The sequence below is a fragment of the Acinetobacter sp. ACZLY 512 genome, from assembly GCF_023614015.1.
Taxonomy (GTDB): domain Bacteria; phylum Pseudomonadota; class Gammaproteobacteria; order Pseudomonadales; family Moraxellaceae; genus Acinetobacter; species Acinetobacter soli.
Genome location: NZ_JAKIVI010000002.1, coordinates 43,866 through 69,934, shown reverse-complemented (window position 1 = coordinate 69,934; position 26,069 = coordinate 43,866). Strand labels below are relative to the sequence as shown.

General features: G+C 45.3%; 33 protein-coding genes and 1 pseudogene. 25 read left to right on the top strand and 9 right to left on the bottom strand.

Features of this window, described 5'->3' with window-relative positions; translation table 11 throughout:
* Window positions 1-12: 12 nt before the first annotated feature.
* On the top strand, window positions 13-597 hold the full coding sequence (locus tag L2096_RS02835; RefSeq protein WP_025095676.1) for an LOG family protein: 585 nt from the start codon (window positions 13-15) through the stop codon (window positions 595-597).
* Complete coding sequence (locus L2096_RS02830; RefSeq protein ID WP_250364831.1) at window positions 594-1,040, top strand: NUDIX hydrolase; 447 nt, start codon at window positions 594-596, stop codon at window positions 1,038-1,040. The genes L2096_RS02835 and L2096_RS02830 overlap by 4 nt, the downstream gene beginning before the upstream one ends.
* Here L2096_RS02830 and L2096_RS02825 read toward each other — a convergent pair.
* Both L2096_RS02825 and recG read right to left on the bottom strand, forming a co-directional pair.
* Complete coding sequence (locus L2096_RS02825; protein ID WP_055414901.1) at window positions 992-1,648, bottom strand: ComF family protein; 657 nt, start codon at window positions 1,646-1,648, stop codon at window positions 992-994. The genes L2096_RS02830 and L2096_RS02825 overlap by 49 nt on opposite strands.
* Window positions 1,635-3,680 carry an ATP-dependent DNA helicase RecG gene (gene recG, locus L2096_RS02820; RefSeq protein WP_250364830.1) on the bottom strand — a complete coding sequence of 682 codons (2,046 nt, stop codon included), beginning with the start codon at window positions 3,678-3,680 and terminating at the stop codon, window positions 1,635-1,637. The genes L2096_RS02825 and recG overlap by 14 nt, the downstream gene beginning before the upstream one ends.
* A 23-nt stretch (window positions 3,681-3,703) precedes the next feature.
* On the opposite strand from recG, the gene L2096_RS02815 reads away from it, so the two are divergent.
* Window positions 3,704-4,531, top strand: a complete 828-nt coding sequence (locus L2096_RS02815; protein WP_250364829.1) for an NAD(P)H-binding protein — start codon at window positions 3,704-3,706, stop codon at window positions 4,529-4,531.
* 120 nt (window positions 4,532-4,651) lie between these two features.
* Window positions 4,652-5,638, top strand: coding sequence for a putative solute-binding protein (locus tag L2096_RS02810; RefSeq protein ID WP_228272614.1), 987 nt, complete (start codon window positions 4,652-4,654; stop codon window positions 5,636-5,638).
* Window positions 5,639-5,677: 39 nt separating this feature from the next.
* Here the strand turns inward: L2096_RS02810 and plsB are convergent, their stop codons facing one another.
* Window positions 5,678-8,245, bottom strand: a complete 2,568-nt coding sequence (plsB, locus tag L2096_RS02805; RefSeq protein WP_250364828.1) for a glycerol-3-phosphate 1-O-acyltransferase PlsB — start codon at window positions 8,243-8,245, stop codon at window positions 5,678-5,680.
* A gap of 281 nt (window positions 8,246-8,526) precedes the next feature.
* Between plsB and L2096_RS02800 the strand changes: the two genes are divergently transcribed.
* Together L2096_RS02800 and L2096_RS02795 are read left to right on the top strand one after the other, a co-directional pair.
* Window positions 8,527-9,399: an acyl-CoA thioesterase gene (locus L2096_RS02800; protein WP_250364827.1), complete on the top strand. Its 873-nt coding sequence runs from the start codon at window positions 8,527-8,529 to the stop codon at window positions 9,397-9,399.
* A gap of 79 nt (window positions 9,400-9,478) precedes the next feature.
* Window positions 9,479-10,729, top strand: coding sequence for a dicarboxylate/amino acid:cation symporter (locus L2096_RS02795; protein WP_004934512.1), 1,251 nt, complete (start codon window positions 9,479-9,481; stop codon window positions 10,727-10,729).
* 45 nt (window positions 10,730-10,774) lie between these two features.
* Here the strand turns inward: L2096_RS02795 and L2096_RS02790 are convergent, their stop codons facing one another.
* The 6 genes from L2096_RS02790 to L2096_RS02765 form a co-directional block, all read right to left on the bottom strand.
* On the bottom strand, window positions 10,775-11,722 hold the full coding sequence (locus L2096_RS02790) for a metal-dependent hydrolase (RefSeq protein ID WP_250364951.1): 948 nt from the start codon (window positions 11,720-11,722) through the stop codon (window positions 10,775-10,777).
* Between the two features lie 109 nt (window positions 11,723-11,831).
* Window positions 11,832-12,653: a ribosome biogenesis GTP-binding protein YihA/YsxC gene (gene yihA, locus L2096_RS02785; protein WP_004934518.1), complete on the bottom strand. Its 822-nt coding sequence runs from the start codon at window positions 12,651-12,653 to the stop codon at window positions 11,832-11,834.
* Window positions 12,654-12,739: 86 nt separating this feature from the next.
* A complete protein-coding gene (locus L2096_RS02780) occupies window positions 12,740-13,168 on the bottom strand; it encodes an RrF2 family transcriptional regulator (protein WP_025095666.1) in 429 nt (142 codons plus the stop codon).
* Window positions 13,169-13,273: 105 nt separating this feature from the next.
* Entirely contained in the window at window positions 13,274-14,035 is a 762-nt protein-coding gene (locus L2096_RS02775) for a globin domain-containing protein (protein WP_250364826.1), read from the bottom strand.
* Between the two features lie 94 nt (window positions 14,036-14,129).
* Entirely contained in the window at window positions 14,130-15,680 is a 1,551-nt protein-coding gene (locus L2096_RS02770; protein WP_004934527.1) for a helicase HerA-like domain-containing protein, read from the bottom strand.
* A gap of 20 nt (window positions 15,681-15,700) precedes the next feature.
* Window positions 15,701-16,894, bottom strand: a complete 1,194-nt coding sequence (locus L2096_RS02765; protein ID WP_250364825.1) for a PLP-dependent transferase — start codon at window positions 16,892-16,894, stop codon at window positions 15,701-15,703.
* A gap of 169 nt (window positions 16,895-17,063) precedes the next feature.
* Here L2096_RS02765 and L2096_RS02760 point away from each other — a divergent pair, with 169 nt between their 5' ends.
* The 19 genes and pseudogenes from L2096_RS02760 (at window position 17,064) to rplR (ending at window position 26,067) form a co-directional block, all read left to right on the top strand.
* Entirely contained in the window at window positions 17,064-17,795 is a 732-nt protein-coding gene (locus tag L2096_RS02760) for a type 1 glutamine amidotransferase (protein ID WP_250364824.1), read from the top strand.
* A gap of 264 nt (window positions 17,796-18,059) precedes the next feature.
* Window positions 18,060-18,371 (top strand): 30S ribosomal protein S10, encoded by a 312-nt coding sequence (gene rpsJ, locus L2096_RS02755; protein ID WP_004725677.1) that lies wholly within the window; start codon window positions 18,060-18,062, stop codon window positions 18,369-18,371.
* Window positions 18,372-18,430: 59 nt separating this feature from the next.
* The gene (gene rplC / locus L2096_RS02750; protein WP_004934532.1) at window positions 18,431-19,069 is read left to right on the top strand and encodes a 50S ribosomal protein L3; all 639 of its coding nucleotides are present in this window, start codon (window positions 18,431-18,433) and stop codon (window positions 19,067-19,069) included.
* 11 nt (window positions 19,070-19,080) lie between these two features.
* The gene (rplD, locus tag L2096_RS02745) at window positions 19,081-19,683 is read left to right on the top strand and encodes a 50S ribosomal protein L4 (RefSeq protein WP_004924100.1); all 603 of its coding nucleotides are present in this window, start codon (window positions 19,081-19,083) and stop codon (window positions 19,681-19,683) included.
* The gene (gene rplW / locus L2096_RS02740) at window positions 19,680-20,000 is read left to right on the top strand and encodes a 50S ribosomal protein L23 (protein WP_004924102.1); all 321 of its coding nucleotides are present in this window, start codon (window positions 19,680-19,682) and stop codon (window positions 19,998-20,000) included. The genes rplD and rplW overlap by 4 nt, the downstream gene beginning before the upstream one ends.
* Before the next feature lie 11 nt (window positions 20,001-20,011).
* Window positions 20,012-20,836: a 50S ribosomal protein L2 gene (rplB, locus tag L2096_RS02735; RefSeq protein ID WP_004924105.1), complete on the top strand. Its 825-nt coding sequence runs from the start codon at window positions 20,012-20,014 to the stop codon at window positions 20,834-20,836.
* A 13-nt stretch (window positions 20,837-20,849) separates the two neighbouring features.
* A complete protein-coding gene (gene rpsS, locus L2096_RS02730) occupies window positions 20,850-21,125 on the top strand; it encodes a 30S ribosomal protein S19 (protein WP_004281508.1) in 276 nt (91 codons plus the stop codon).
* An 11-nt stretch (window positions 21,126-21,136) separates the two neighbouring features.
* Window positions 21,137-21,466 (top strand): 50S ribosomal protein L22, encoded by a 330-nt coding sequence (gene rplV / locus L2096_RS02725; protein WP_001982638.1) that lies wholly within the window; start codon window positions 21,137-21,139, stop codon window positions 21,464-21,466.
* A 1-nt stretch (window position 21,467) separates the two neighbouring features.
* Window positions 21,468-22,281: pseudogene (gene rpsC / locus L2096_RS02720) on the top strand (30S ribosomal protein S3); the annotation flags it as partial.
* Window positions 22,224-22,637: a 50S ribosomal protein L16 gene (rplP, locus tag L2096_RS02715; protein WP_004934537.1), complete on the top strand. Its 414-nt coding sequence runs from the start codon at window positions 22,224-22,226 to the stop codon at window positions 22,635-22,637. The pseudogene rpsC and the gene rplP, both read left to right, overlap by 58 nt.
* Window positions 22,637-22,834 carry a 50S ribosomal protein L29 gene (gene rpmC / locus L2096_RS02710; RefSeq protein ID WP_004934539.1) on the top strand — a complete coding sequence of 66 codons (198 nt, stop codon included), beginning with the start codon at window positions 22,637-22,639 and terminating at the stop codon, window positions 22,832-22,834. The genes rplP and rpmC overlap by 1 nt, the downstream gene beginning before the upstream one ends.
* On the top strand, window positions 22,831-23,088 hold the full coding sequence (rpsQ, locus tag L2096_RS02705; protein WP_004657679.1) for a 30S ribosomal protein S17: 258 nt from the start codon (window positions 22,831-22,833) through the stop codon (window positions 23,086-23,088). The genes rpmC and rpsQ overlap by 4 nt, the downstream gene beginning before the upstream one ends.
* Before the next feature lie 90 nt (window positions 23,089-23,178).
* On the top strand, window positions 23,179-23,547 hold the full coding sequence (gene rplN, locus L2096_RS02700; protein ID WP_004924120.1) for a 50S ribosomal protein L14: 369 nt from the start codon (window positions 23,179-23,181) through the stop codon (window positions 23,545-23,547).
* A gap of 9 nt (window positions 23,548-23,556) precedes the next feature.
* Complete coding sequence (gene rplX, locus L2096_RS02695; RefSeq protein ID WP_004924123.1) at window positions 23,557-23,877, top strand: 50S ribosomal protein L24; 321 nt, start codon at window positions 23,557-23,559, stop codon at window positions 23,875-23,877.
* Between the two features lie 17 nt (window positions 23,878-23,894).
* The gene (gene rplE, locus L2096_RS02690) at window positions 23,895-24,431 is read left to right on the top strand and encodes a 50S ribosomal protein L5 (protein WP_004934541.1); all 537 of its coding nucleotides are present in this window, start codon (window positions 23,895-23,897) and stop codon (window positions 24,429-24,431) included.
* 9 nt (window positions 24,432-24,440) lie between these two features.
* A complete protein-coding gene (rpsN, locus tag L2096_RS02685) occupies window positions 24,441-24,746 on the top strand; it encodes a 30S ribosomal protein S14 (protein ID WP_004934544.1) in 306 nt (101 codons plus the stop codon).
* Window positions 24,747-24,759: 13 nt separating this feature from the next.
* A complete protein-coding gene (gene rpsH / locus L2096_RS02680; RefSeq protein ID WP_004934546.1) occupies window positions 24,760-25,155 on the top strand; it encodes a 30S ribosomal protein S8 in 396 nt (131 codons plus the stop codon).
* Window positions 25,156-25,168: 13 nt separating this feature from the next.
* Window positions 25,169-25,702 carry a 50S ribosomal protein L6 gene (rplF, locus tag L2096_RS02675; RefSeq protein ID WP_004934548.1) on the top strand — a complete coding sequence of 178 codons (534 nt, stop codon included), beginning with the start codon at window positions 25,169-25,171 and terminating at the stop codon, window positions 25,700-25,702.
* A gap of 14 nt (window positions 25,703-25,716) precedes the next feature.
* Window positions 25,717-26,067 carry a 50S ribosomal protein L18 gene (gene rplR / locus L2096_RS02670; RefSeq protein WP_004924139.1) on the top strand — a complete coding sequence of 117 codons (351 nt, stop codon included), beginning with the start codon at window positions 25,717-25,719 and terminating at the stop codon, window positions 26,065-26,067.
* The last annotated feature ends 2 nt before the right edge of the window (window positions 26,068-26,069 follow it).

The following is a 26,069-nucleotide window of genomic DNA, read 5'->3' as shown; positions in this document are numbered from 1 at the left end:
GGTAAAAAATCTATGAATTCAGTTTGTATTTTTTGTGGTTCTGCTGTTGGTACTGATCCTGTGTTTATTCAAGCAGCGCAAGCGACTGGGCAACTGATTGCCCAGCAAGGCAAAACGCTGGTGTATGGTGGTGGTCGTTCGGGACTTATGGGTGTTGTTGCAGACTCGGCGTTGCAGGCTGGCGGGCGCGTAATTGGCGTGATTCCAACTGCATTGGTCGATCGTGAGTTGGCACATCCGCATTTAACCGAACTACATGTGGTAAAAAATATGCATGAGCGTAAAACCAAAATGGCCGAGCTTTCGGATGGTTTTATCGCTTTACCGGGTGGCGCAGGTACACTCGAAGAAATTTTTGAGCAATGGACATGGGCACAGCTGGGTATTCATCAAAAACCATGTGCCTTTTTAAATGTACGTGGCTTTTACGATGCACTTTTAAACATGATTCAGGGCACCGTCGATAACGGATTCACTCAATCACGTTTTGTCGAGAAGCTGATTGCATCAGATGATATTCAGAGTATTTTAGAACAGTTTGAACACTATCAACCCGCCATGCCAAAATGGGGCGAACATGCCAAGGTTCATCCGTGAGCGATAATTTGACTAAGAAAACCATTCGGGTGGCTGCTGCGATTATTTTCAATGATGATCAGCAGCTTTTACTGGTACGAAAACGCAATACCACGTTTTTTATGCAAGTGGGTGGCAAGCTTGAAGCCAACGAATCCAGTGAAGCGGCGATTATACGTGAAACCTTTGAAGAAACCGGATGTCATAGCCACATTGTGCAGAGCTTGGGTCGTTTCGAAACTCAGGCAGCCAATGAGCCAGATCACAGCTTGATTGCAGATGTATACGTATTGCAGCTAGAAGGACAGCCACAGATTCAAGCCGAAATTGCTCAGATGAAGTGGATAAGTGTAGATGACCAGCACACGCCTCTTGCACCGCTAACCCGTGAAATAGTTTTACCGTGGTGTGTGAATTATCTGGCTTCACGTGAAACAGAGGCCGCAGCGACACAGACCGGATAAATGCGTTGGCATCCTAATGTGGTGAGTGCTTGAGACAAGGCGTAAATTGAGCTGCCTGTCGTGACTACATCATCGATAATCATGACCCGCCGAAAGCGAGTGCGCACACGCAAATCGGGTACGAATTGCTGCTCAATACCCGCGATGCGCTCTAATCGGCTTAAGCCCTTTTGTGTGTGTTCAGCCCGACGCAGCACGGGTTGCCATATGGGAAGGTTAAGCTGTTTGGCGACACCTTCAGCAATCAGCATTGCTTGATTATAACCACGTTCACAAAGCCGCGCTGTCGAAATCGGCATTGGCACAATGGCTTGAACCCGCGGTAAGGGAAGTTGCAAAATTAGTTGTGTGAGTAAGCGCTGATGATGCAGTTTTTCATGGTATTTAAATTGCTGCACAATCTGATTGATCGGGTCGGCATATTCACATGCCGCCTGAATGTTCAATTCATGGCGCAGCACCGAATCATTGAGCCACGGCAGATCTTGCCAGCAATCTGTGCAAATGACGTATGGACTGTGTGCCGCAGAATGACCGCACAGCGGACAATGTCGCGTGTGCTGCCAGAGCGTGTGTAATGAATGATACACTGCCTTAAACATAGGCATATCGCGGCGCTTCTGGCAACCAGCGTCTTAGTAGCGCATCGGCCTGTTCCGGATAATCACTGAGCATTTGCCCCGCGACATAATGCGCCTGCGTAAGAAGATGATCATCTCGCTCCAGTTTGGCCACACGAAAATTCATGTCACCGGTTTGTTTGGTGCCGAGAAGTTCTCCCGGACCACGCAGCTCAAGGTCTTTTTCGGCAATCACAAAGCCATCATTGCTTTCACGCAATATAGATAAACGCTCTTGACCATTTTGGGACAGTGGATGCTTATAAAGCAACACACAAAAACTCGCTTGAGCGCCGCGTCCTACTCGGCCACGTAACTGATGCAGCTGCGATAAGCCTAGCCGCTCTGCATTTTCAATCACCATAATGGAGGCATTCGGCACATCGACGCCCACTTCAATTACAGTGGTGGCGATCAGTAATTGCAATTCGTTGGCTTTAAATGCAGCCATGACCGCCTGCTTTTCATCTGCTTTCATTTTGCCATGTACCAATCCCACTTTGAGCTCGGGAAAGCGTGACAAAATTTCCTCATAGGTGGCTTGCGCTGCTTGCGCATCTAGTGTTTCAGATTGCTCTACCAGTGTGCACACCCAATAGGCCTGTTTGCCGTCTTTACAGTTATTGGCAATTCGATTGAGTACTTCTTCGCGTCGATCGAGTGGAATGGTCACGGTCTGAATCGGTGTTCGTCCTGGGGGAAGTTCATCAATCACCGAGGTATCCAGATCTCCATAAGCGCTCATGGCGAGAGTACGTGGTATCGGTGTGGCGGTCATCACTAACTGATGCGGGGTCAGATGATCGACACCTTTATTGCGCAGCGCCAAACGCTGATCGACTCCAAAACGATGTTGTTCATCGATAATCACCAAGCCAAGTTTGGCAAATTCGACATTGTCTTGAAATAGCGCATGTGTTCCGACCACCAACTGCGCTTGACCAGTTTGAATCAATTGTTCTGCATGTGCGCGGGCTTTGCCCTTTTGTTTGCCAGATAACCATGCCACTTGAATATTTAAGGGTTCAAACCAGCGTTTAAAATTCAGATAATGCTGTTCGGCCAGAATTTCAGTGGGTGCCATCAGCGCAACTTGCCACTCTGCTTCCAGCGCATGGCAAGCAGCCACAGCAGCCACCAAGGTTTTACCTGCACCGACATCACCTTGTACCAGCCGCAGCATCGGCTCGGGGCGCTGCAAATCTTTGGCAATTTCATGAGATACCCGCTTTTGGGCTTGCGTCATATGAAACGGTAGCTGTGCCAGTAAAGCTTTAGCCAAAACCTGACTGTAGGCAAAGGGTGGGGCGGCAATCTGGCGAATATAGGCACGGCGGGTCAGCAAACTGACTTGATGTGCTACCAGCTCTTCAAAGATCAAACGCTGCTGTGCAGGATGAGATCCTTGTGCCAGCTGTTGCATATTGGCATTGAGTGGTGGTTCATGAATGTAGTGCAATGCTTCTTTTAAAGCATAGCCATTGGTAAATTTCTCTGGCAAAAGCTCAGGCAGCTGGTCGCTAAACTGCGCCAAGGCCTGTTTAATATAGTCTCTTAACTTGGTCTGAGTTAACCCTTCGGTGCTCGGATAAATGGCAGTCAGTTGAGTTTTCGGGAGCGGGGTATGCTCTCGAATAACTTGTATTTCAGGATGATACAGTTCTAACCCACGTGCACCAACGCGTACTTCACCAAATATTCGTAAGCGATTTCCCGGGGTGAGTTTATCGGTCAAACCTTTATATAGATAATAAAATCGTAAAGTCACTTTACCAAAATCATCTTGGACCAGTGCAGCCACGGATTTTCGTTTTCCTGGTGGAAAGTCAACTGATTTTACCCATCCCTCTAGCAGGTAGGTACGACCGACCATGAGTTGGTTCATCGCAATAACCGTGCTACGATCTTCGTAATCACGAGGCAAATGAAACAACAAATCGTCTGTATTAAACAGATGTAGTTTCTCAAGTAAACTGGCGGCTGCCGCTCCAACGCCTTGCAAATGATGGACTGAAGTCATGTCCCTCCAACTCAGGATGTCCGATGCATATTTTATTTATTGGCTATGGTAAAACATCTCAGCGCGTTGCTAAACAATTATTTATGCGCGGTCATCAAATTAGCGCGGTGAGTCGCCACCCCAAACCAGCGGATTTTGCAGATCATATAACGCAAGATATTCATACACTCGATTTATCGGGCTGTCGCCCTATAGATTGGGTATATGTTTTACTTTCTCCTGAAAGTAGCGATCCAGCAAATTACCGTCGTACTTATCTGGAGAGTGTCCAGCCAATTGCAGATGTACTCAAACATCATCCAGTTCAGCGTGTGGTCGTGGTTTCCTCAACGCGGGTTTATGGTGCCCAGCAATCGGGCGAATGGGTCGACGATCACACCATTCCCGAGCCTGCCGATGAACAGGCCAAGTATTTACTTGCCATGGAGCAGGCGTGGCATCAAGCCTATCCGCAGCGTAGTATTGTAGTTCGACCAAGTGGAATTTACGGCAATTCAGTTGCACGGATGTGCAAGCTGGCACAAAGTACTCAGACTTATCCCGCGGTTCATTATAGTAATCGGATTCATATTGATGATCTGGCTGGCTTTTTGGCTTATCTGACAACGCTGGATTCGTTTAAACCCGTGTATCTGGTCAGTGATGGGCGGCCTTATCCATTGCATGAAATTATTCAATGGTTTCAGTTACAACTTCACTTACCACAACTCCGGCTTGAGCGTACGTGCCTGACTGGAAAACGAATTATGGCACGTGATTTTATTGCATCGGGCTATGAGTTGCAGTCACCCGACTGCTTTAGCGTGTATCGTGCTCAGCTCGATTCTACAGCACCGACTGCTCAAGATTAATCTGGCTTGACTGTGCTGACTTTTCATCATGTCACTTGGGGCATGGTGTTCAGTGCGCAAACACCGTAAGGTGAATGCTGAAACATATCAATGATTAAAATAAAAAAAGACGATGACATGATGCAATTAAAAATTTTATTGGGAATTGGGCTTTACTTACTTGCTGTGCAAAGCTGGGCGCTTGAGACTGCATGGTGTGTCTATGATCCGGTCGGTCCGCAAGGCGAGATTAGCCGCCGTGCTCAAGATATTGCGCAATACGCGCAGTCTCAGCAAGTGAAAATTACGCTGAAAAGTTATAAAAATGAGCAAGATGCACTAAAGCAATTTGATCAGGGTTATTGCTCAGGCGTGATGGCAACGAATTTTCATACCCGTCAGTACAACCAGTTTATGGGCGGTACGGCAGGTGTTGGCTTTGTTTCCAGTCATCAGGTTGCCAAAAGTTTTATGCAGATGCTGAGCAATCCGAGCCTTAAGCCGCACATGGTGCAAGGAGAGTTTGAAGCGCTGGGTATGATTCCGCTGGGTATGGCCTACATGGTGCTTAAGCGTACCGACATTAACAGTGTCAGTGATTTAAAAAATAAGAAAATTGCAGTGTTAGCAGCAGATTTACCACAAATTGCGCTGGTACAGTCAGTTCGTGCCCAGCCAGTACCCGTGCAGCTTGAATCTGCTGTGGATGCTTTTAAACACAATCAGGTTGATATCTTGCCAGCGCCTATTTTTGCGCTACGACCTTACAATCTTGAACGAGAATTCGGTCCGTCCATTCGTGTGGTGAACTTTCCGTTATCTTATGTGGCGATAAATGTGGTGATCCGGCACGCACAGTATCCAAAAGGCTTTGGTCAAAGTATGCGAAGTTGGTTTGCCTTGCATAGCGCCAGTTTGATTGCACAGACGATTCGCTGGGAAAATGGTATATCGTCGTATTATTGGATGGATGTATCTTATAGAGAGAAGCAGGCGTATGAATTGATTCTAGCCAGAGTACGTCAACAGTTTATTCGCTCGAAATATTACGATCCGGCCTTTGTGGCTTTAATTTTACGCTTGCGCTGTATGGATGATCCACGTTATTTCGAATGTCAATTTCGTTAAAGGTACAGCCTAGCGAACTAGACTGTACCATCAAAACGATTATTTCTTTTTACGTTTTAAACGACGCTTGGCTTGTTGAGATGCCATCGCTTCGAGCGCACTCTTTAGCTCTTCATCGCTAAATGTCGTAATGTGCTGCAACATCTGCAAGGTGGCTTCATCGAGGACCAGTTTGGCGCCTTCAGCCATATTGCTAAAGTTGCGGTCAAACTCAATCGCACCTTCAGAATTGGTTTTGATATAACCTTGCTGGGTCAGTACTTTCAGGAAGCTTTGAAACAGTGCCTTATCAAAAAATTCTGGCGAGTTGAACTCATACAGCACCGATAAACGCTGTCCGAGCAAATGACTTAAGTCTTCCACTTGCTTGGCCGAAATATTGCCAGAGCCACGCTGAGCAATTAAAGCCAAAGTCATGTAATAGCGCTCTAGACTTTGCTTCACGGGTGCAGCCAGAATCACCAGCTGATTATGTTCTTCCGAGTTTGGTGCCAAGCTGACCAGATCACCGTCTTGATCGATTTCAATCACACCCGATGCAGTAAGCGCATCGACATAACGATCAATTTCTGTGATCAACGCGTCGCGAGACCATTTCAAAAATAGCTCGGCTTGTAAGAACGGATACAAGGTGCGAATGACATTGTGCAAATCTTTACGGTTGACTTTACCATTGTGTTCAACCAGTGAAGCCACCAGTGACGGCAACACAAACGCATGTAGAATATTATTACGAAAGTAGGTCAGTAATACCGCCTGATTGTCTTCAATCGCAATAATATCGCCTAGTGCATGCTGAACACGTTTGATCAACTTTAACTTCAAACCGTAGGCAATGATTTCTTTACCCGACAACGAAGTTACTTGACTACGTTCATCGTAAGGCTGCTGAGCCATCAAGTTGCGATAGGCATCGAGCTGCTTAATACACAATTCTTCATCGAGCGTGTGCTTTGGTGTAGCCAGTAAAATCAGTGACAACAGCGACACCGGATTAATCACAACTGCACGGTTAATATTTTCTAAAATGGCATGTGCTGAACTGTTAATGGCCTGCGAAACTTCATTTGGCAGCGGATCATCATTTTTCTCAATTTTGATCTGATCGGCATTGTGCGCTTTGAGCATATCATCGAGAAAAACTGGCTCACCAAAGTTGACATGAACCTTACCAAAAATTCGCTCGATTTTACGCAGGGTTTTTAAAATGCCCAGTACCGATTCCGCTTCTTTTGGATTTCCTTGCATTTCGCCTACATAGGTTGAGCCTTCCATCAGGCGCTCATAACCAATGTAAGTCGGTAAAAACACAATCGGCTTGGCACGGCCACGTAAATGGCCGTGAATGGTCATGGCCAGCATGCCGGTTTTAGGAGGCAATAAACGACCTGTACGTGAACGGCCCCCTTCAATGAAGTATTCCAGTGGCGTGTTGCGAGACAAAATGCTGTACAGATATTCTTTAAATACCGATGTATACAGGCCATTGCCACGGAAAGAGCGACGAATAAAGAATGCACCGCCACCACGCAGTAACTGTCCGACAAAAGGTAAGTTCAGGTTATCGCCTGCGGCAATGTACGGCACCATCAGACCACGTTTATAAATCACATACGACAGCAGCAGATAGTCGATATGACTACGATGACAAGGGGTATAAATAATCTCGTAGTCTTTGGCAAGTTCGCGCACGGTGCTGAAGTTATGTACCTCAACGCCATCGTAAAGCTGTGTCCAAAGACGTGTCAGAGCCATATCGGCAAAACGCACGGCAGAATGCGAATAATCCGATACGATTTCATTGAGATAACCAATGGCACGACTCTCGGCTTCTAGCATGCTGATTTTAGAGCGAATACTTTCACGGCGAATTGCATCTTGTACATCGCGTGCCTTAATCAGTGATTCCATCACATTGCGTCGATCAGATAAATCCGGGCCAAGCACCACTTCACGCTGACGATCTAGAAAATCATTTAAGGTGCTGATGATATAGGTGGCCGGAGACAGATTCGGGTAATGTGTCTTGGCATATTCCACCAACTGACGAAGCGATTGAGATTCATGAAACTCAAGATAAGACTGGCGTCCGTGTAAACCAATATTCACCAATTGCTTGATTTTGCTTGGGGTTGCCCACGTGTCGGTAAACAACAGCTTCACCCATGAATCTTCTTTATCCGGTGCACGTCCCCACAAGACTGTAACAGGCACCAGTTCGATATCGGCATCCGGATATTTTTCCAATATCTCAATCAAACGCAATAATCGTGGCGGAAATGCATGTGGCGGTGGATTTAGCAGATTACGCTCATCATGATGCTGTAAAAACAGTACCGAAGCCTTTTCCTGATGCTCGGCCACATGTAAAGGATCGAGTGCAGGTTTTAAGTGCAGGCGTCGCGTTTCACTGTCGACCACCAAGGCATTACTACGTGAGTAGTTTTGCAGTACATAGCACACAATCTTAGGCGAATGAGATACTTCTGATGCTGCGGATGGAGTTGGTTCAGCAGGGACCTCCCCAAGAACATGTGGAGTGACCACAAGGTCTAGCAACTTACTGGAAAGCCGTCGATACATCTGACCGAAGCCATGCTTGGACATAAAATCTCCTACTCAAACAACCAAACCCCAGCCACGCAGACCGGGTACAATGTGATGAATTGATTTGCAAAAACAATGCGCTATTTTCTGCTAATTTGTATGCAGAGTGCTAGCGTTTATCGTTAAAAATCGTATTTATACTGACAATTGGTAATGTGAAGTGTGATCTGTGACGCATTTAATGCCAAAGCTGAAACGCTGGATTTATGGCAAAATAGTTCAAAGATCATTACGCATTCACTCTCGCGCTATTTTTAATTTTGACATAGAAAAGGCATTCCATGAATACATTGACCCAAGAACTGGTTGAACTTTTATCACTGGAAAAGCTCGAAGAAAATCTGTATCGCGGCATGAGTCGCAACTTGGTTGGCAAACGCGTGTTTGGCGGTCAGGTACTCGGCCAAGCACTTCGTGCTGCATCGTATACCACGGATCGTCCGGCTCATTCCTTGCATGCCTATTTCTTATATGGTGGCGATATCCACGCGCCGATCGTATACGAAGTGAATCCGCTACGCGATGGTAAAAGTTTTGTTAGCCGTGAAGTCCGTGCCGTTCAGCATGGTCGTACCATTTTTTCTGCCATGGTGTCTTTTGTTGCACCCGAAGAAGGCCTCAACTATCAAAATGATGCGCCAGTTTATCCTGCACCTGAAGACGTAAAATCGGAAGCCGAACTCAAACAAGGCATGATTGATTTTATTCCCGAAAATGTTCGTGCCAGCTTCATGCGCGAGCGTCATGTCGAGATTCGTCCAATCGATCCCGTAAATCCATTTCAGCCACAGCCCCAAGCGCCCACTAATGCGCATTACATTCGCACGCATGATCAAATTCGTGGTGAGATGGATCAAGTGGCCCTACATCAGGCAATCGTGGCATTTTATTCAGATTTTACCCTCATGACCACTGCACTCAAGCCGCATGGACTTAGCTATATTTCGCCAAGCCTACAGTGTGCCAGTATCGATCATACGATTTATTTCCATCGTCCAGTCCGTGCAGACGAATGGATGCTGTACGACATGGATGCCACTGTCAGCAGCAGCTCAAGAGGGTTGAACTTTGGACGCATGTGGCAAAACGGCATGTTGGTGTGTAGTACGGTTCAAGAAGGTTTAATCCGCTTGCGTGAAATTGAAACCCAATAATTTCAGATGTTAAAAAGCACTCGATTCTTCGAGTAGAGCGTGTCATATTGCGGCTAACGAATTAAAAAAATGATGCATTATGAGCTTAAACACGCAGATTTTTATTGCTGCGGTGATTGGGGTTGTATTCGGACTCGTACTGAGCCTAAATCCTGAAACCGCATTCTTTTCCAGTAGTTTATATATTTTAAGTCTGATCAGTAGTATCTTTATTGGCCTACTTAAAATGCTGCTGATACCGCTGATTTTTACCTCAATTGTGGTGGGAGTGTCTAACCTGCAAGCCAGTGGGCAGTTCAATCGAGTGTGGAAAATTACCGCGTTATGCTGTTTTACCACCACCACTTTCGCGTTGATTTTGGGAATTGGCTGTGCACATTTGTTCTCTGTTGGGCAGGGCATGGATATTGGTATATTTGCAGACGCCATGCAAAATCATCAAACGCCAGATACCCTGACGCCTTCGAGTTTTCTCACCAACTTTATTCAAAATACTCTGATCAATCCTTTTAAAGCCTTTGCCGAAGGGAATGTGCTGGCAGTGGTGGTCTTTGCTTTACTATTGGGTGCCGCACTGATCAAAGGTGGTGATCGCTTTCAGTCGGTCCGTGTGCTCAGTGTACAACTCTTCGATATCATGATGATGCTGGTCGGTTGGGTGATGAAACTAGCACCCCTTGGAATCTTGGCATTGCTGGCCAAACTCATCGCCACTGAAGATTTAAAAGTGCTGGGGAGTCTGGCTGAATTTGCTTTAGTGGTGACAGGAACCACGATTTTTCATGGTGCAGTGGTCTTGCCACTGTTATTGTGGATCTTTGGCAAAATGAATCCAATCACCTTTTTCAAAGGCACGCGACTGGCTCTGATTACTGCATTTGCAACCAGTTCGAGCTCGGCTACCATGCCCTTAAGTATGAAATGTGCGCAGGAAAATCTGAAAGTTCGACCACAAACAGCCGGATTTGTGATTCCACTGGGAACCCAGTTAAATATGGATGGCACAGCACTTTATGAAGCGGCGGCGGCCTTATTTATTGCCAATCTAATCGGGATGGATTTGAGCCTGACCCAGCAATTGATTGTGTGTCTAACGGCCATGATTGCCTCGTTGGGTGCCCCAGGCATTCCAAGTGCAGGAATGGTCACCATGATCATGGTATTGCAATCGGTCGGATTACCTGCTGAAGCGATTGCGATACTGCTACCGATTGATCGGATTCTGGATACCGTGCGGACAGTAGTGAATGTACAAGGCGATATGATGATCAGTGTTGTGGTGGATCGCTATGCCAAACAAGCCGAACCCCAATCCACTGAACTTTCCTAATGAAAAAAGCAGATCTTAAGATCTGCTTTTTTAGGCATCTGGTTTTTATGCGGCAGCTCGTAAGGCGCGTTTTGCAGCCGGAGAGCGGTTCAAATACGCGACCGCATCGTCTGTACTGCCTTCCTTTACAGGGTCATACCATGGCATTAAGTAGTCGATCTGCTGTGCAATCAACCAAATTGGACTAGGCAATAACTGTTGGTCTTGACGCGCTTGTTTGTACCATTCTAACCAGATCCATGGACGGAACAGGCTCGGCTTATACTCGGCAAAGCGTGGGTCTTGCTTCATAATGTGCGCGGCACCATCTACCCAAAGTCCAAGCACACCAATAATCACGGCCACACTTAAATAATAACGTGCAATATAGCCACCGCCTAAGTGTCGATACAAATCAAAAGCCACGGTACGGTGCTCGATTTCTTCTGCACCATGCCATTTCACTAAATCGAGCATTTCAGGATCGGCGCCCAACTGCTGCCATTTCTGGTTATAAAGCGCATATTTGCCCAATACGCAGGTCATGTGTTCGACGGTTGCGATTACACCTAAGCGAAACAGGTCCCAGTGCTTTTCAAGTGCAGCCGGAACGGTCAAGTCAAAAGGCTTGTCTGCCAGTGCTTTGGTGAATAAAACATTCATGATATCCAGATTGCGCTGAATATCAATGTGGCGTGCAGAGAGATATTCTTTATTGGCCGACTGGTGTGCATTGGCATGCATGGCTTCTTGGCGTATAAACGCCTGTACGTCGAGTTTGAGCTTTTCGTCGGTAATTTGCGGTAAAACTTTATTATAAAGACGACAAAACCAGAATTCCCCAGCGGGCAAAATATTATTGATTTCATTAATAAAATAGCTTGCAAACGGCTGGTTTGGAATCCAGTCAACGGGTGTGTTTTGCCAAACAAATTTTACTTTTCGCGGTTGAATACGATAATCAATAGACGATCCGGGAAGTTTCTTTTTTAAAAATGACAACATACTCATAATCATGTCCTAATCTGTTCTAAACAGAACAATGCATGCATTTGAGTATAAAAAAATGCCCCGATACATTGCTTTGCAATACGGGACATTCCATTGTCATTTGGTGATGATGTTAATCATTTTTTTGCGATTGTTCAGCATCATCTTCCGAATCTGTCTCGATATCCAAATCTGCATCGGAGACTTCAGGAATTGCGCTTAAATCAAAATGTTGTTCTTCGCTCAAGGTGAAGTTTAAACGACCAGCCATGACGCTGGCGAGCTCTTCAAGTCCTTGCTTGTTCAGTGATGAAAACAGCTGAATCGAGAAGTTAAGCTTCATTTTTTTCAAAGATTGCTTTACGTCCAAGAGCGCGGTATTGGCGGGGCCACGATTTAATTTATCGGCTTTGGTCAGTAAAATATGTACAAATAATTTACGTGCATGCGCCCATTCCAGCATCATGGTGTCAAAATGTTGCAGGGGATGGCGAATATCCATCAACAACACCAAGCCTTGTAAACTTTTACGATGAATCAAATAGTTTTCCAGCTCTTTTTGCCAGACACGTTTCATGTCTTCTGGAACTGCTGCGTAGCCGTAACCAGGTAAGTCGACGAGACGTTGATCTGGATTACCCAAACTGAAAAAGTTGATCATCTGCGTGCGTCCAGGTCTTTTGGAGGCACGTGCGAGCTGTTTTTGATTGGTGAGTGTGTTAATCGCGCTCGATTTACCTGCATTTGATCGGCCTGCAAATGCAATTTCGTAACCAGTATCTTCTACACACAGCGAAAGTTTCGGTGCACTCATCAGAAATTCAGCTTTACGCAACCAATTCAGGGATTTAACTGAATACTCTGTAATCGCAGGATCGGCTTTACGCTCATAACTAATTTTTTCTTTAGGTGCGAGTTTGGCCTTGGTATCTTTGGATTTCGCATAGCGATGCATAGAGCTTAACTTTTTCAATGATAAATACACGAGCCATTATAAAGGAAGTCTCGACATCTAGCGAATCGAATACGCCGTGTTTTACGCTATAGTGCCACAAAGGCGATTGGCGAGTAGGTTGGTGGTGCGTTTAAAACGTCACGCAGCGTGTGCTGATCGAGTGACACATAAAACTGCTCAAGCGCTTGATCTAGAATACCTTTTAGACCGCAATGCGCACGCATGACGCAAGGTGGTTCATGGCATTCCACAATCTGGTGATCACCTTGAAGAATCCGCACAATATGCCCTAGTCGAATCTCTAGCGCTTTGGGATTTAAACGTAATCCTCCACCTTTGCCCCGTGTTGTAATGATCCACTCTTGTTTTCCCATAAAGTGAACCACTTTAACCAGATGATTTTGTGAGACATGCAAATCCTTTGCGATATCGGCAATGGTGTACGGGAATTCACTGGGGCGTGAAACATACATCAGAATCCTCAGTGCATAATCGGTAAATTTATTGAGTTGCATGATCCGCAAAGACAACAGATGAAAAAGCCCATCTTAGCCTGAAAGTCCTCAGAAAGAAACGTGGAGACGAAGACAGTACGGATTTCATCTGTGAATTTTAAACCCTTAAATAGGAGCACTCAGATGCAGTTCATCTCCAACCTGATAGGCATTTAAAAGACGATCTGCGACGTGATGATTTGCAGCGTCTTCTGGTGTTTTGACTTTAAATGACCATACATGGCTTGCTGCTTGAATGCGATGCAATGGAAATTGTTCAGGTTGTTTTAAACCTAACTCCGGAACGTTTACCCGAACAGTAACCGATGAAGGGATCTGAATGTCAGGAAGTGGATGGGTGTCGACTGCCGCGACACTAAAAATCTTGCCTTCATCGTCGGTGTGAATATCCACGATTTTGAACTCACGCCATCCGGCCCAGCCACCCGTTTGTGCGGCTAGCTGATGATATTTTTCTTGCTCAACGCGAATCAAAAGATCTGCTAATTGTTGATAAGCCTGTTGCCACGCCAAGATCAGTTCAGATTCAAAGGGAACGTTCAATACCTCAGAAATCGAATGTAAAAGATGCTCACCTACAATTGCATAATGCTCAGGTTGAATGTCTAGACGAACATGGGTGCTGGTAATGCGCTCGACAGCTTTGGCTAATTTTTCCGGATGCTCAATGTGTTCGGCATAGGCCAGTACCGCAGCGGCCAAAGCACGGGGCTGACGTCCAGTTTGCTGATGATCTTGATTAAAAATATGCTTAAGTTCCGGATGTTGTTTTAACATGCGTGCGTAGAAATAACGGGTTAATGCAACACCGTGCTCACGTAAGACCGGGACTGTGGATTGAATGAGTTGAATGTGCTCAGGCGTCATGATACGACCACTTGTAGTTTATAAGATGTATTTAAAATACATCTTATAAAGTGCATTTTCAATATACCTTTTAAAAATAGATAAAAATAAAGATCTATCGCTTTCCAAACAGTGAGCCGAGCAAGCCACGAACCAGTTTCTGGCCGGTTGGTCCGCCCAGAGTGCGTGCTGCACTTTTAGCAAATGTACCCAGCACATCTTGAGTCAGTTTGTCACGGTCACGCTGAGCCTTTTCATCGGCTTTTTGCTGTTCACGCGCTAAGCGCTCTTGTTCTTTGGCCTGCTGTTTTGCTAAAGCTTCCTGCTGTTTGGCTTGCTGCGCAGCTTCAGCTTGCGCCTGCTCTTGCTCAAGCCGATCACTGACTTTTTGTTGCAGCATTTCATATGCACTATCGCGATCGACCATCTTTTCATACACACCCGCTACCAAACTCTGCGCCATCAGCGCTTGACGTTCTTCATCACTGAGCGGGCTAAACGATGAGTAGGGCGGCATAACCCAGCCACGTTGTACAATTTGAGGTGTGCCTTGTTCGTCGAGACAACTGATCAGGGCCTCTCCAACTGCCAGTTCTGTAATGGCCTGATCGACTTTAAAATCTGGATTGGCCCGAAAGGTATCGGCGGCTGTTTTTACCGCTTTCTGATCTTTAGGAGTAAAGGCGCGTAAGGCGTGCTGGACACGATTACCCAGCTGGCCAAGTACGCTTTCTGGTAAATCCAGTGGATTTTGGGTAATAAAGTATATCCCAACCCCTTTAGAGCGAATCAGACGGACCACCTGCTCAATTTTCTGTTGTAGGGCAGGGCTGGCGTTGTCAAACAGCAAGTGGGCTTCATCAAAAAAGAACACCAGTTTAGGCTTGTCCGCATCGCCGACTTCAGGCAGTTGTTCAAACAGTTCGGATAACATCCACAGTAGAAAGGTGGCATAAAGTTTTGGTGAGTTCATGAGCTGATCCGCGGCAAGCAGATTGATGTAGCCATGGCCTTGAGCATCGGTTTGAATAAAATCCAAAATATTTAAGCTGGGTTCACCAAAAAATTGCTCGGCACCCTGATCGCCCAAGGCCAATAAATTGCGCTGAATTGCCCCAATACTGGCAGGCGATAAATTACCGTATTCGGCTTTTAAATCGGCAGCATTGTCACTGACATAACTGAGCATGGCTTTTAAATCTTTAAAATCGATGAGCAGCAATCCTTGATCATCGGCAATACGAAATACTGCCGATAACACGCCCTCTTGGGTGTCGTTCAGATTGAGCATTTGTGCTAAAAGCAGCGGCCCAATTTCGGAAATGGTGGTTCGAATAGGGTGCCCGTGCTGACCGAACACATCCCAAAATACAGTGGGAGAGGCAGCAAATGGAATTTGATCAAGGCCTAAGAGTTGTAAGCGCTGTTCAAATTTGGGGTTACTGCGACCAGCTTTGGCGATACTTGATACATCACCTTTGGCATCGGCCAAAAAAACCGGGACACCAATCCGTGAAAAATTTTCTGCCAATACTTTTAAAGTAACTGTTTTTCCTGTTCCGGTTGCGCCGGCAATCAAACCATGCCGATTGGCAAACTCGGAATGTAAAACAATCTCTTGTGAAGGATCACGGCTGTTTTTTGCAATAATGATTGGTGTTCCCATAGGTTGTCCTCTGGTGATTGTTATTCAAGTTGTTGTAGTGCGTTTTGGATATCTTGAATTAAATCTTGCGGATGTTCCAGTCCTATGCAAAAACGAACCAGTAAACCCTGTTGTAAATGTGTAGTATCTAACTGACGCATCTGTTTCAGATCATAAAGCATGACCAGACTCATCGGGCCTCCCCAGCTAAATCCCAGCTTGAAGAGTGTTAATGCATCACAAAAACGTCGAATCGCAGCCAAATCATATTTGGAGTCAAAAATTACACTGACCAGACCCGCACTTTGCCCTGTAGTACACACCTCTTTCCAGTAGATATGTCCCGGACTGCTGGCAAGGCTAGGATGGAGCACTTGTGTAAATTGCGTTTGCTGTTGCAGCCACGTTATTAAAGTGCGTGCGTGATCGGCCTGCTGTTGATAACGCAGGGCCATATGCGGCAAACTGCGTATAATCTGTGCTGTATCATCACCCGACACACAAATGCCCTGATTGGCATGAATTTTAAAAAGTCGATCATGCAAGGCTTTACTGCGGGTGATTACGCTACCCATTAAGATGTCGCCTCCACCACTGGGATATTTGGTCAGGGCATGTACCGTTACATCGACCGAGAGATGTTCATCGCCAATATCAAAAGCGTTAAACGCCAAACCGGCTCCCCATGTATTGTCCAAAGCAGTGATAACCTGAGCAGCTTTGGCCTTTTTTGATAATGCTTTTAAATCTGGAAACTCAAGCGTAATCGAGCCTGCTGCTTCAAGCCAAAGGAGCTTGGTTGCTGCGCTGGGTACGAAGCTGTCTGCGTCAATCGGATTATAGATTCGCACATGAATACCGTAACGCTGTTGTAGATTTTTTAGGTGCTCTATGTTTGGTCCATAAACGTTATCTGGCACCCAGACCTCATCACCTTGGCTTAAAAATGTCGAATTGACTAAATTAATCGCCGAGAGACCACTCGGTGCCAGTAAGCAAAACTGTCCACCTTCAAGCTGTGCCAGTTGATCACCGAGCGTAAATGTAGTGGGTGTGCCATGAGTTCCATAACTATAATCATAGGGATCGCTCCAATGGCGATCAAAAAGGTGCGCCGTACTTGGAAAAATAATGGTTGATGCACGAAACAGGGGAGGTTGGATGCTATGAATATACTGCGATGCATTGCGTGGCGCATGAATCAGTGCAGTTTGCGTTTTTTTATTGTCAGACATGGTGCAAAATCGTAATGGAATTTGAACTAGAGTAAAAAAAAATAAGCAATTACGCCAGTTTTTGCGTGTTTTGTTGGTTTTTATTTGAAAGTGTCAATTTTCATTTAAGTTGGCTTCAATTTTGCACAACCCTCTTTGATACTAACAACAATATAGGTTTGAATTACGCATGAAGCCGTTTTTAAAAGTGCATTATTTTCAGCATATTGCTGGTGAAGGGTTCGGAAGTTGCTATGAATTTCTTAAGTCGAACCACGCCAAAATTACTGCAACCGAATTTTTTGCCTTGCCAGCCGATTCGGCGCTTGAAATTGAAGCGTTGCCACAAATAGAAGATGTCGACCTGCTCATTATTATGGGGGGGAATATTAGTGTAAATGACGAAGCCAATTATCCATGGCTCAAGCTTGAAAAGCGTTGGATCCGGCGCTATCTTGCGGCAGGAAAACCGGCTATCGGCTTGTGTTTGGGTGGGCAACTGATTGCCAGTGCCTTAGGCGCTGCGGTAAGTCACAGCGCCTATCATGAAGTCGGCTGGACCACAGTGCAGCGCGTGCATAATATTCCAGCAACGTGTTTTCAATTACCCGAGCGCGTCAATGTATTGCAGTGGCACAACGAATGCTTTGAAATTCCCAAAGGTGCAGTGCATTTGGCAGAAAATCCAATTTGTCGTAACCAAATGTACCAGATTGGCAAAAATGTTTTGGGCTTTCAGTTTCACCCCGAAATTACCCCACAGACACTTGAGTTGTTCCTAGAAGATGATGAGCATGTTGGTCACTTAACCGGCGATATTATCAGCAATCTGGCAGAGCTTAAGAATTCTCGGCGCGGGTATTTTCAAGAAGGTAATCAATTACTCAACCAAGCGATTGAATATGTATTAGAGGCATCTTGATTGCATCGGTAGGGGCATCAATAAAAACAAAAAAAGCCCAAATTTTATGAAAAAAACCAGAAATAGAATTGCATAAGACTTAAACAATCGTTATAATGAGCGACCCTCAAATTGTGAGGTCATTTACTACAGAAAGTGTAGTAAATGCATGACAGTCGCGGCATCGATCGTGACCTTAGTGATTTTCACTGCCTTTGACACTTACCAATAGGTGAGGTGCGTCAAGGGTGATTCTTTATATATTTTGGCTTGGAGTTTACTGGTATGTCTAACCAGAGAATCCGTATCCGTCTTAAGTCTTTTGATCATCGTTTAATTGATCAATCTTCTCAAGAGATCGTAGAAACCGCTAAGCGTACTGGCGCACAAGTGTGTGGTCCAATCCCGATGCCTACTCGCATCGAACGCTTCAACGTTCTTACTTCACCGCACGTAAACAAAGACGCGCGTGATCAGTACGAAATCCGCACCTACAAACGTTTGATCGATATCGTTCAACCAACAGACAAAACTGTTGATGCATTGATGAAATTGGATCTTGCAGCTGGTGTTGATGTTCAGATCGCATTGGGTTAAGGCTTTCGGGTTAATTAGTGCCTGGCATTAATTAAGCTGCTTTTTTAGAGGTTACACACATGGCTATTGGTTTAGTCGGCCGCAAGTGCGGTATGACCCGTATCTTTACAGATGCCGGCGTCTCTGTGCCTGTTACAGTGATTGAGGTTGATCCTAACCGTATCACTCAAATTAAAACGCTTGAAACTGATGGTTATCAAGCGGTTCAAGTTACTACTGGCGAACGTCGTGAATCTCGCGTAACTAATGCTCAGAAAGGTCACTTCGCGAAAGCGGGTGTTGCTGCTGGTCGTTTGGTTAAAGAGTTTCGCGTAACTGAAGCTGAGCTTGAAGGCCGTGAAGTTGGCGGTACAATTGGTGTTGATTTGTTCGCAGTTGGTCAAGTTGTTGACGTAACTGGTCAATCAAAAGGTAAAGGTTTCCAAGGTGGTGTTAAGCGTTGGAACTTCCGTACCCAAGACGCGACTCACGGTAACTCAGTTTCTCACCGTGTTTTAGGTTCTACAGGTCAAAACCAAACTCCTGGACGCGTGTTCAAAGGCAAAAAAATGGCCGGTCACCTAGGTGACGAACGCGTAACAGTACAAGGTCTTGAAATTGTATCTATCGATGCAGAGCGTTCAGTTCTCGTTGTTAAAGGTGCGATTCCTGGTGCTACTGGTGGCGACGTTATCGTTCGTCCTACGATCAAGGCCTGAGGGGAAATAACGTGAATTTAAAAACTGTTTCCGGCTCTGCTGTTGAGTTGTCTGAAGTTGCTTTTGGACGTGAATTTAACGAAGCTCTTGTACACCAAGTTGTTACAGCTTACTTAGCTGGTGGTCGTCAAGGTACTCGTGCTCAAAAATCTCGTGCAGAAGTATCTGGTGGTGGTAAGAAGCCATTCCGTCAAAAAGGTACAGGCCGCGCACGTGCTGGTTCTATTCGTAGCCCAATCTGGGTTGGCGGCGGTAAAACATTTGCTGCTCGTCCACAAGACTGGTCTCAAAAAGTAAACCGTAAAATGTACCGCGGTGCAATGCAATGTATCTTAGCTGAACTTGTTCGCCAAGATCGTCTTGTATTGGTTGAAGAGTTTGCTGTTGCAGCTCCTAAAACTAAAGAATTGCTTGCTAAACTGAACGACTTGAATGCTGCTCGTGCATTAATCGTTACTGATGCTGTAGATGAGAATCTATATCTTGCAGCACGTAACCTTCCACATGTAGATGTGGTTGATGCAACTGCAATCGATCCTGTTAGCTTGATCGCGTTCGATAAAGTTGTGATGTCTGTAGCTGCTGCTAAGAAAATTGAGGTAGAACTCGGATGAACAACGAACGTATCTATCAAGTCCTAAAAGGACCAGTCTTCTCAGAAAAGGCACAAGTTTTAGGCGAAACTGCTGGTGTTCAAGTGTTCAAAGTTGATATCAATGCAACTAAACTTGAAATCAAAAAAGCAGTTGAAAAACTTTTTGGTGTAGACGTGCTTAAAGTAAACACGACGATCACTAAAGGTAAATCGAAGCGCTTTGGTAAAACATTAGGACGTCGTTCTGATGTTAAAAAAGCATACGTCACCCTGAAAGCTGGCCAAGATGTAGAAATGGCTGACTTGGGCGATACCGCTGAAAGCGCAGCGGAATAAGGACGAAAATTATGCCGATTCAAAAATGCAAACCAACGTCTCCAGGGCGTCGCTTTGTTGAAAAAGTGGTTCATAGCCACCTTCACAAAGGTAAGCCTTTTGCAGCGTTGGTTGAAGCTAAAAAACGTACTGGTGGTCGTAATAACAACGGTCACATTACCACTCGTCACGTTGGTGGTGGTCATAAGCAGCATTACCGTCTTGTAGACTTCAAACGTAACAAAGATGGTATTCCTGCAGTTGTAGAGCGTATTGAATACGATCCTAACCGTACCGCACACATCGCATTGTTGAAGTATGCTGACGGTGAACGTCGTTATATCATCGCACCTAAAGGCTTGCGCGCTGGTGATAAAGTACAATCTGGTAACGATGCTCCAATTCGTCCAGGTAACTGCTTGCCACTTCGTAACATGCCAATCGGTTCTACACTTCACAACGTTGAACTTAAAATCGGTAAAGGTGCTCAATTAGCACGTTCTGCTGGTACTTCAGTTCAGTTGTTGGGTCGTGATGGTTCTTACGCAATCGTTCGTCTACGTTCAGGCGAAATGCGTAAAATCCATGTTGAATGCCGCGCTGTAATTGGTGAAGTTTCTAACCAAGAAAACAACCTTCGTTCATTGGGTAAAGCTGGTGCGTCGCGCTGGCGTGGTGTTCGTCCTACCGTTCGTGGTATGGCGATGAACCCAGTAGATCACCCGCACGGTGGTGGTGAAGGGCGTAACAAAGGTATTCAACCTGTAAGCCCGTGGGGTCAAAAAGCGAAAGGGTACAAGACACGTACCAATAAGCGTACGACTAAGATGATTATCCGCGATCGTCGCGTCAAGTAAAGGAATCTGACTAATGCCTCGTTCATTAAAAAAAGGTCCGTTCGTCGACGCGCATTTGTTCGCTAAAGTTGAAGCTGCTATTGCTGCAAACAACCGTAAGCCGATCAAAACGTGGTCTCGTCGTTCGATGATCCTTCCAGACTTTGTTGGTCTAACAATTTCTGTTCACAATGGCCGTAACCATGTTCCAGTAATCGTATCTGAACATATGGTTGGTCATAAACTCGGTGAATTCGCGCCAACTCGTACCTATCGTGGTCACGGCGTTGACAAGAAATCTAAACGTTAATAGGTGTCATGATGGAAGTAACTGCTAAATTACGCGGTGCCGCTATCTCGGCACAAAAGGCACGTTTGGTTGCAGACCTAATCCGTGGCAAATCTGTTGCTCACGCGCTTAACATTTTGAACTTCAGCAACAAAAAAGCTGCCGTTCTAGTGAAAAAAGCTTTGGAATCTGCAATTGCAAATGCTGAACACAATAACAGTTTAGATGTTGATGACCTTAAGGTGTCTACGATTTACGTTGATGAAGGCATGAGCCTTAAACGTATTATGCCACGTGCTAAAGGCCGTGCAGATCGTATCACTAAGCGTACTTGTCACATCACCGTTAAGGTAGGGGTTTGATATGGGTCAGAAGGTTCATCCAATCGGTATCCGCCTAGGTGTTGTGAAACGTCATAACGCTAACTGGTATGCGAATCCGAAACAATACGCTGAATACTTGCTTAAAGATCTTCAAGTTCGTGAGTTTTTGACTAAAAAACTTAAGAGCGCGATGATCAGCAATATTCTTATCGAACGTCCAACAGGCGCTGCTAAAGTAACGATTAGCACTGCTCGTCCTGGTATCGTCATCGGTAAAAAAGGCGAAGACATCGAGAAATTACAGCGCGAACTTACCACTATCATGGGTGTTCCTGCGCAAGTAAGCATCAATGAAATCGATCGTCCAGATTTAGACGCACGTCTTGTTGCTGAAGCAATCGCTTCTCAACTAGAAAAGCGTGTAATGTTCCGTCGCGCAATGAAGCGTGCGGTACAAAACAGCATGCGTGCTGGTGCGAAAGGTATCAAAGTTGAAGTTTCTGGCCGTCTAGGTGGTGCAGAGATCGCTCGTACAGAATGGTATCGTGAAGGTCGTGTACCTCTACATACGCTTCGTGCGGACATCGACTATGCAACTATGCGTGCTGAAACAACTTACGGTACGATTGGTGTTAAAGTCTGGATTTTCCGTGGTGAAATCTTGGGTGGCATGAAACAAGTCATGAACCCTGCACCACAAGAAGAGCGTCCAGCTAAACGCGGTCGTGGTCGTGGTGAAGGTCAAGAGCGTCGTGGTCGTCGTTCAGACCGTGCTGCTGACAAGGGAGAATAATCCATGTTGCAACCTAAACGTACCAAATTCCGTAAAGTGCAAAAAGGCCGTAACACTGGTCTTGCACATCGTGGTAGTACAGTATCATTTGGTTCGATTGCGATTAAAGCGACTGAACGTGGTCGTATGACTGCGCGTCAGATCGAAGCTGCGCGTCGTACTATTAGCCGTCGTATTAAACGTGGTGGTAAAATCTTCATCCGCGTATTCCCAGACAAGCCAATCACCGAAAAGCCATTAGAAGTTCGTATGGGTAACGGTAAAGGTAATGTGGAGTACTGGGTTTGTGAGATCAAACCAGGTAAGATCCTGTACGAAATTGAAGGTGTGAACGACGAGTTGGCAACTGAAGCATTCAAGCTTGCTGCTGCTAAACTTCCGTTTAAAACCACTATCGTGACTCGGACGGTAATGTAATGAAAACTAAAGATCTACGTGAAAAGTCGGTAGAAGAGTTGAAAGCTTTGCTTGATGAGCAACAGCTTAACCAATTCCGTCTTCGTATGGCAAAAGCGACTGGTCAATTGGGTAAATCGCACGAAGTGCAAGTTGCTCGTAAAACCGTTGCTCGTATCAAGACACTCCTTACCGAAAAACAGGGGAACGGACAATGAGTGAAAAAACAGTCCGCACGTTAACCGGCAAAGTAGTAAGCGACAAAATGGACAAGTCAATTGTTGTCCTTATCGAACGCCGCGTTCAACACCCGTTGTATGGCAAATCAATCCGCCGTTCAACAAAATTACACGCTCATGATGAGAACAACGTTGCTAAACTTGGCGACCTAGTGACCATCAAAGAAAGCCGCCCAATTTCTAAAACTAAAGCTTGGACTTTGGTTGAAGTTGTTGAAGCAGCTGCTGAGTAATTAGGTTCTTGTTGCATCATCGGTCAATTTCGAGTACTCTTTGAGCCTTTCGAAATTGTGACCGGTGTTGCTCGGTTTTGGAGTAGGGCAATGATTCAAACCGAAAGTATGCTCGACGTAGCAGACAATAGTGGTGCACGCCGCGTACAATGTATTAAAGTACTAGGTGGTTCACATCGTCGTTATGCTTCTGTTGGCGACATTATTAAAGTTACTGTAAAAGAAGCAATTCCACGTGGCCGTGTTAAAAAAGGTGACGTGATGAATGCTGTTGTAGTACGTACAAAGTTCGGTATTCGTCGTCCAGACGGTTCTGTAATCCGTTTTGATGACAATGCAGCTGTATTGTTAAACAACAACAAAGCTCCGATTGCCACCCGTATTTTCGGACCAGTGACTCGTGAACTTCGTACTGAACAGTTCATGAAAATTATTTCATTGGCTCCTGAAGTTCTATAAGAGGCAATCATGGCTAAGATTAAAAAAGGCGATCAGGTTATCGTGATCGCAGGTAAAGAAAAAGGCAAACAGGGTACTGTTTTGTCTGTTTCTGAAGACCGCGTTAAGGTTGAAGGCCTTAACTTAGTGAAGAAGCATCAAAAGCCGAACCGTGTAACTGGCGCTGAAGGCGGCATCGTTACTCAGGAAGCTTCGCTTCATATCTCAAACGTGGCAGTTTTTAATGCTACAACCCAAAAGGCTGACCGTGTTGGTTACCAAGTTGATGAAAATGGCGCGAAAACTCGCGTTTATAAATCAAATGGTGAATCAGTGGCGGTAGCGAAGTAATAGGTTGAAAAACGGCAATGGCCAGACTTAAAACACGTTACAACGAAGAACTTAAAGCTAAGTTATTAGAAGAACTTGGCGTTAAGAATGTGATGGAAATTCCTCGCATTACAAAAATCACTCTAAACATGGGTGTTGGTGCAGCTGCAACTGATAAGAAATTATTAGACGGCGCTGTAGCAGATATGCAGTCTATTGCTGGTCAAAAACCAGTAGTTACACTTGCACGTAAATCAATCGCTGGTTTCAAAATCCGTGATGGTTGGCCAATCGGTTGTAAAGTTACTTTACGTGGCGAACAAATGTACGAATTCTTGGACCGTTTGATCTCGATCGCAATTCCTCGTATCCGTGACTTCCGTGGTTTCTCAGCGAAATCATTCGACGGTCGTGGTAACTACTCGATGGGTTTGAAAGAGCAAATCGTTTTCCCTGAAATCGATTTTGACAAGATTGATCGTATTCGTGGTATGGATATTACTATTACTACCACTGCTCGCACCGATGACGAAGGCCGTGCGCTTATGCGTGCATTCGGCTTCCCGTTCAAATAAGAGGTCGATATGGCTAAGAAAGGTATGATTAATCGCGAATTAAAACGCGAACAAACTGTTGCTAAATACGCTGCAAAACGTGCTGAATTAAAAGCAACGATTGCAAACGTAAATGCAAGCGACGAAGAGCGTTTTGAAGCGATGTTAAAGTTACAGGCATTGCCACGTAATGCATCTCCTGTTCGTCTTCGTAACCGTTGTGGTTTAACTGGTCGTCCTCATGGTTACTTCCGTAAGTTCGGTTTAAGCCGTAACAAACTACGTGACACAGTAATGCAGGGTGATGTACCAGGCGTTGTTAAGGCAAGCTGGTAAGGGGCGACTATAGATGAGTATGCAAGATACCGTTGCCGACATGCTAACACGTGTTCGTAACGCACAAATGGCGAAGAAACAATCTGTTTCTATGCCAAGTTCTAAGTTAAAAGTTGCAATTGCAAACGTACTTCAACAAGAAGGTTATATTTCTAACGTTGAAGTTGCGCAAGAAGAAGCTAAAGCGACTTTAACTTTGACTTTAAAATATTTTGAAGGCAAACCAGTTATCGAAACTGTGAAGCGCGTAAGCCGTCCAGGCCTTCGCCAATATCGCGGTAAAGATAAACTACCGAGCGTTAAGCAAGGTTTGGGTATTGCAATTGTTTCTACAAGCAAAGGCATCATGACTGATCGCGCTGCACGTGCTGCAGGTATCGGTGGTGAAGTTATTGCTTTTGTTTCTTAATAGGTGATTCCTCATGTCTCGTGTGGCTAAAGCCCCAGTAACTGTACCTAACGGTGTTACAGTTACTCAGAACGGCCGGCAGGTCGAAGTGAAAGGCACTAAAGGTACATTGTCTTTCAACCTGCATGCGCTGGTCGAGCTAAAACAGGAAGAAGGTAAACTTCAACTTGCTCCAGTTAAAGAGTCTAAAGACGCTTGGATGCAAGCTGGTACTGCTCGCGCTGTGTTAAACAATCTTGTAAAAGGTGTTAACGAAGGCTTCGAACGTAAGTTACAACTGATTGGTGTTGGTTACAAAGCTGCGGTTAAAGGTGCAAGTATTAACCTTAACCTCGGTTTTTCTCACCCAATCGAGTATAGCCTTCCTGAAGGTGTAACTGCTGAAACTCCAACTGCGACTGAAATTATTTTGAAGTCTGCAGACAAGCAGTTACTAGGTCAAGTTGCTTCAGAAATCCGTGGTTACCGTCCACCAGAGCCGTATAAAGGTAAAGGTGTTCGTTATTCGGATGAAGTTGTTCTTCGTAAAGAAGCTAAGAAGAAATAAGGCGCGAGGTTCTTATGAACGAAAAGAAACAATCCCGTTTGCGTCGTGCGAAAAGCACACGCTTGCACATCCGTGCGTTGGGTGCGACTCGTTTGTGTGTAAACCGCACGCCGCGTCACATCTACGCACAAGTTATTTCAGCAGATGGTGGCAAAGTTTTAGCGCAAGCTTCTACTTTGGATACATCATTGCGTAGTGGTACTACTGGTAACGTTGAAGCGGCTACTAAAGTAGGTGCTTTAATTGCTGAACGTGCTAAAGCAGCTGGTGTTACTAAAGTTGCGTTTGACCGTTCTGGTTTTAAATATCATGGTCGTATCAAAGCCTTGGCTGATGCTGCTCGTGAAGGCGGCTTGGAGTTCTAATC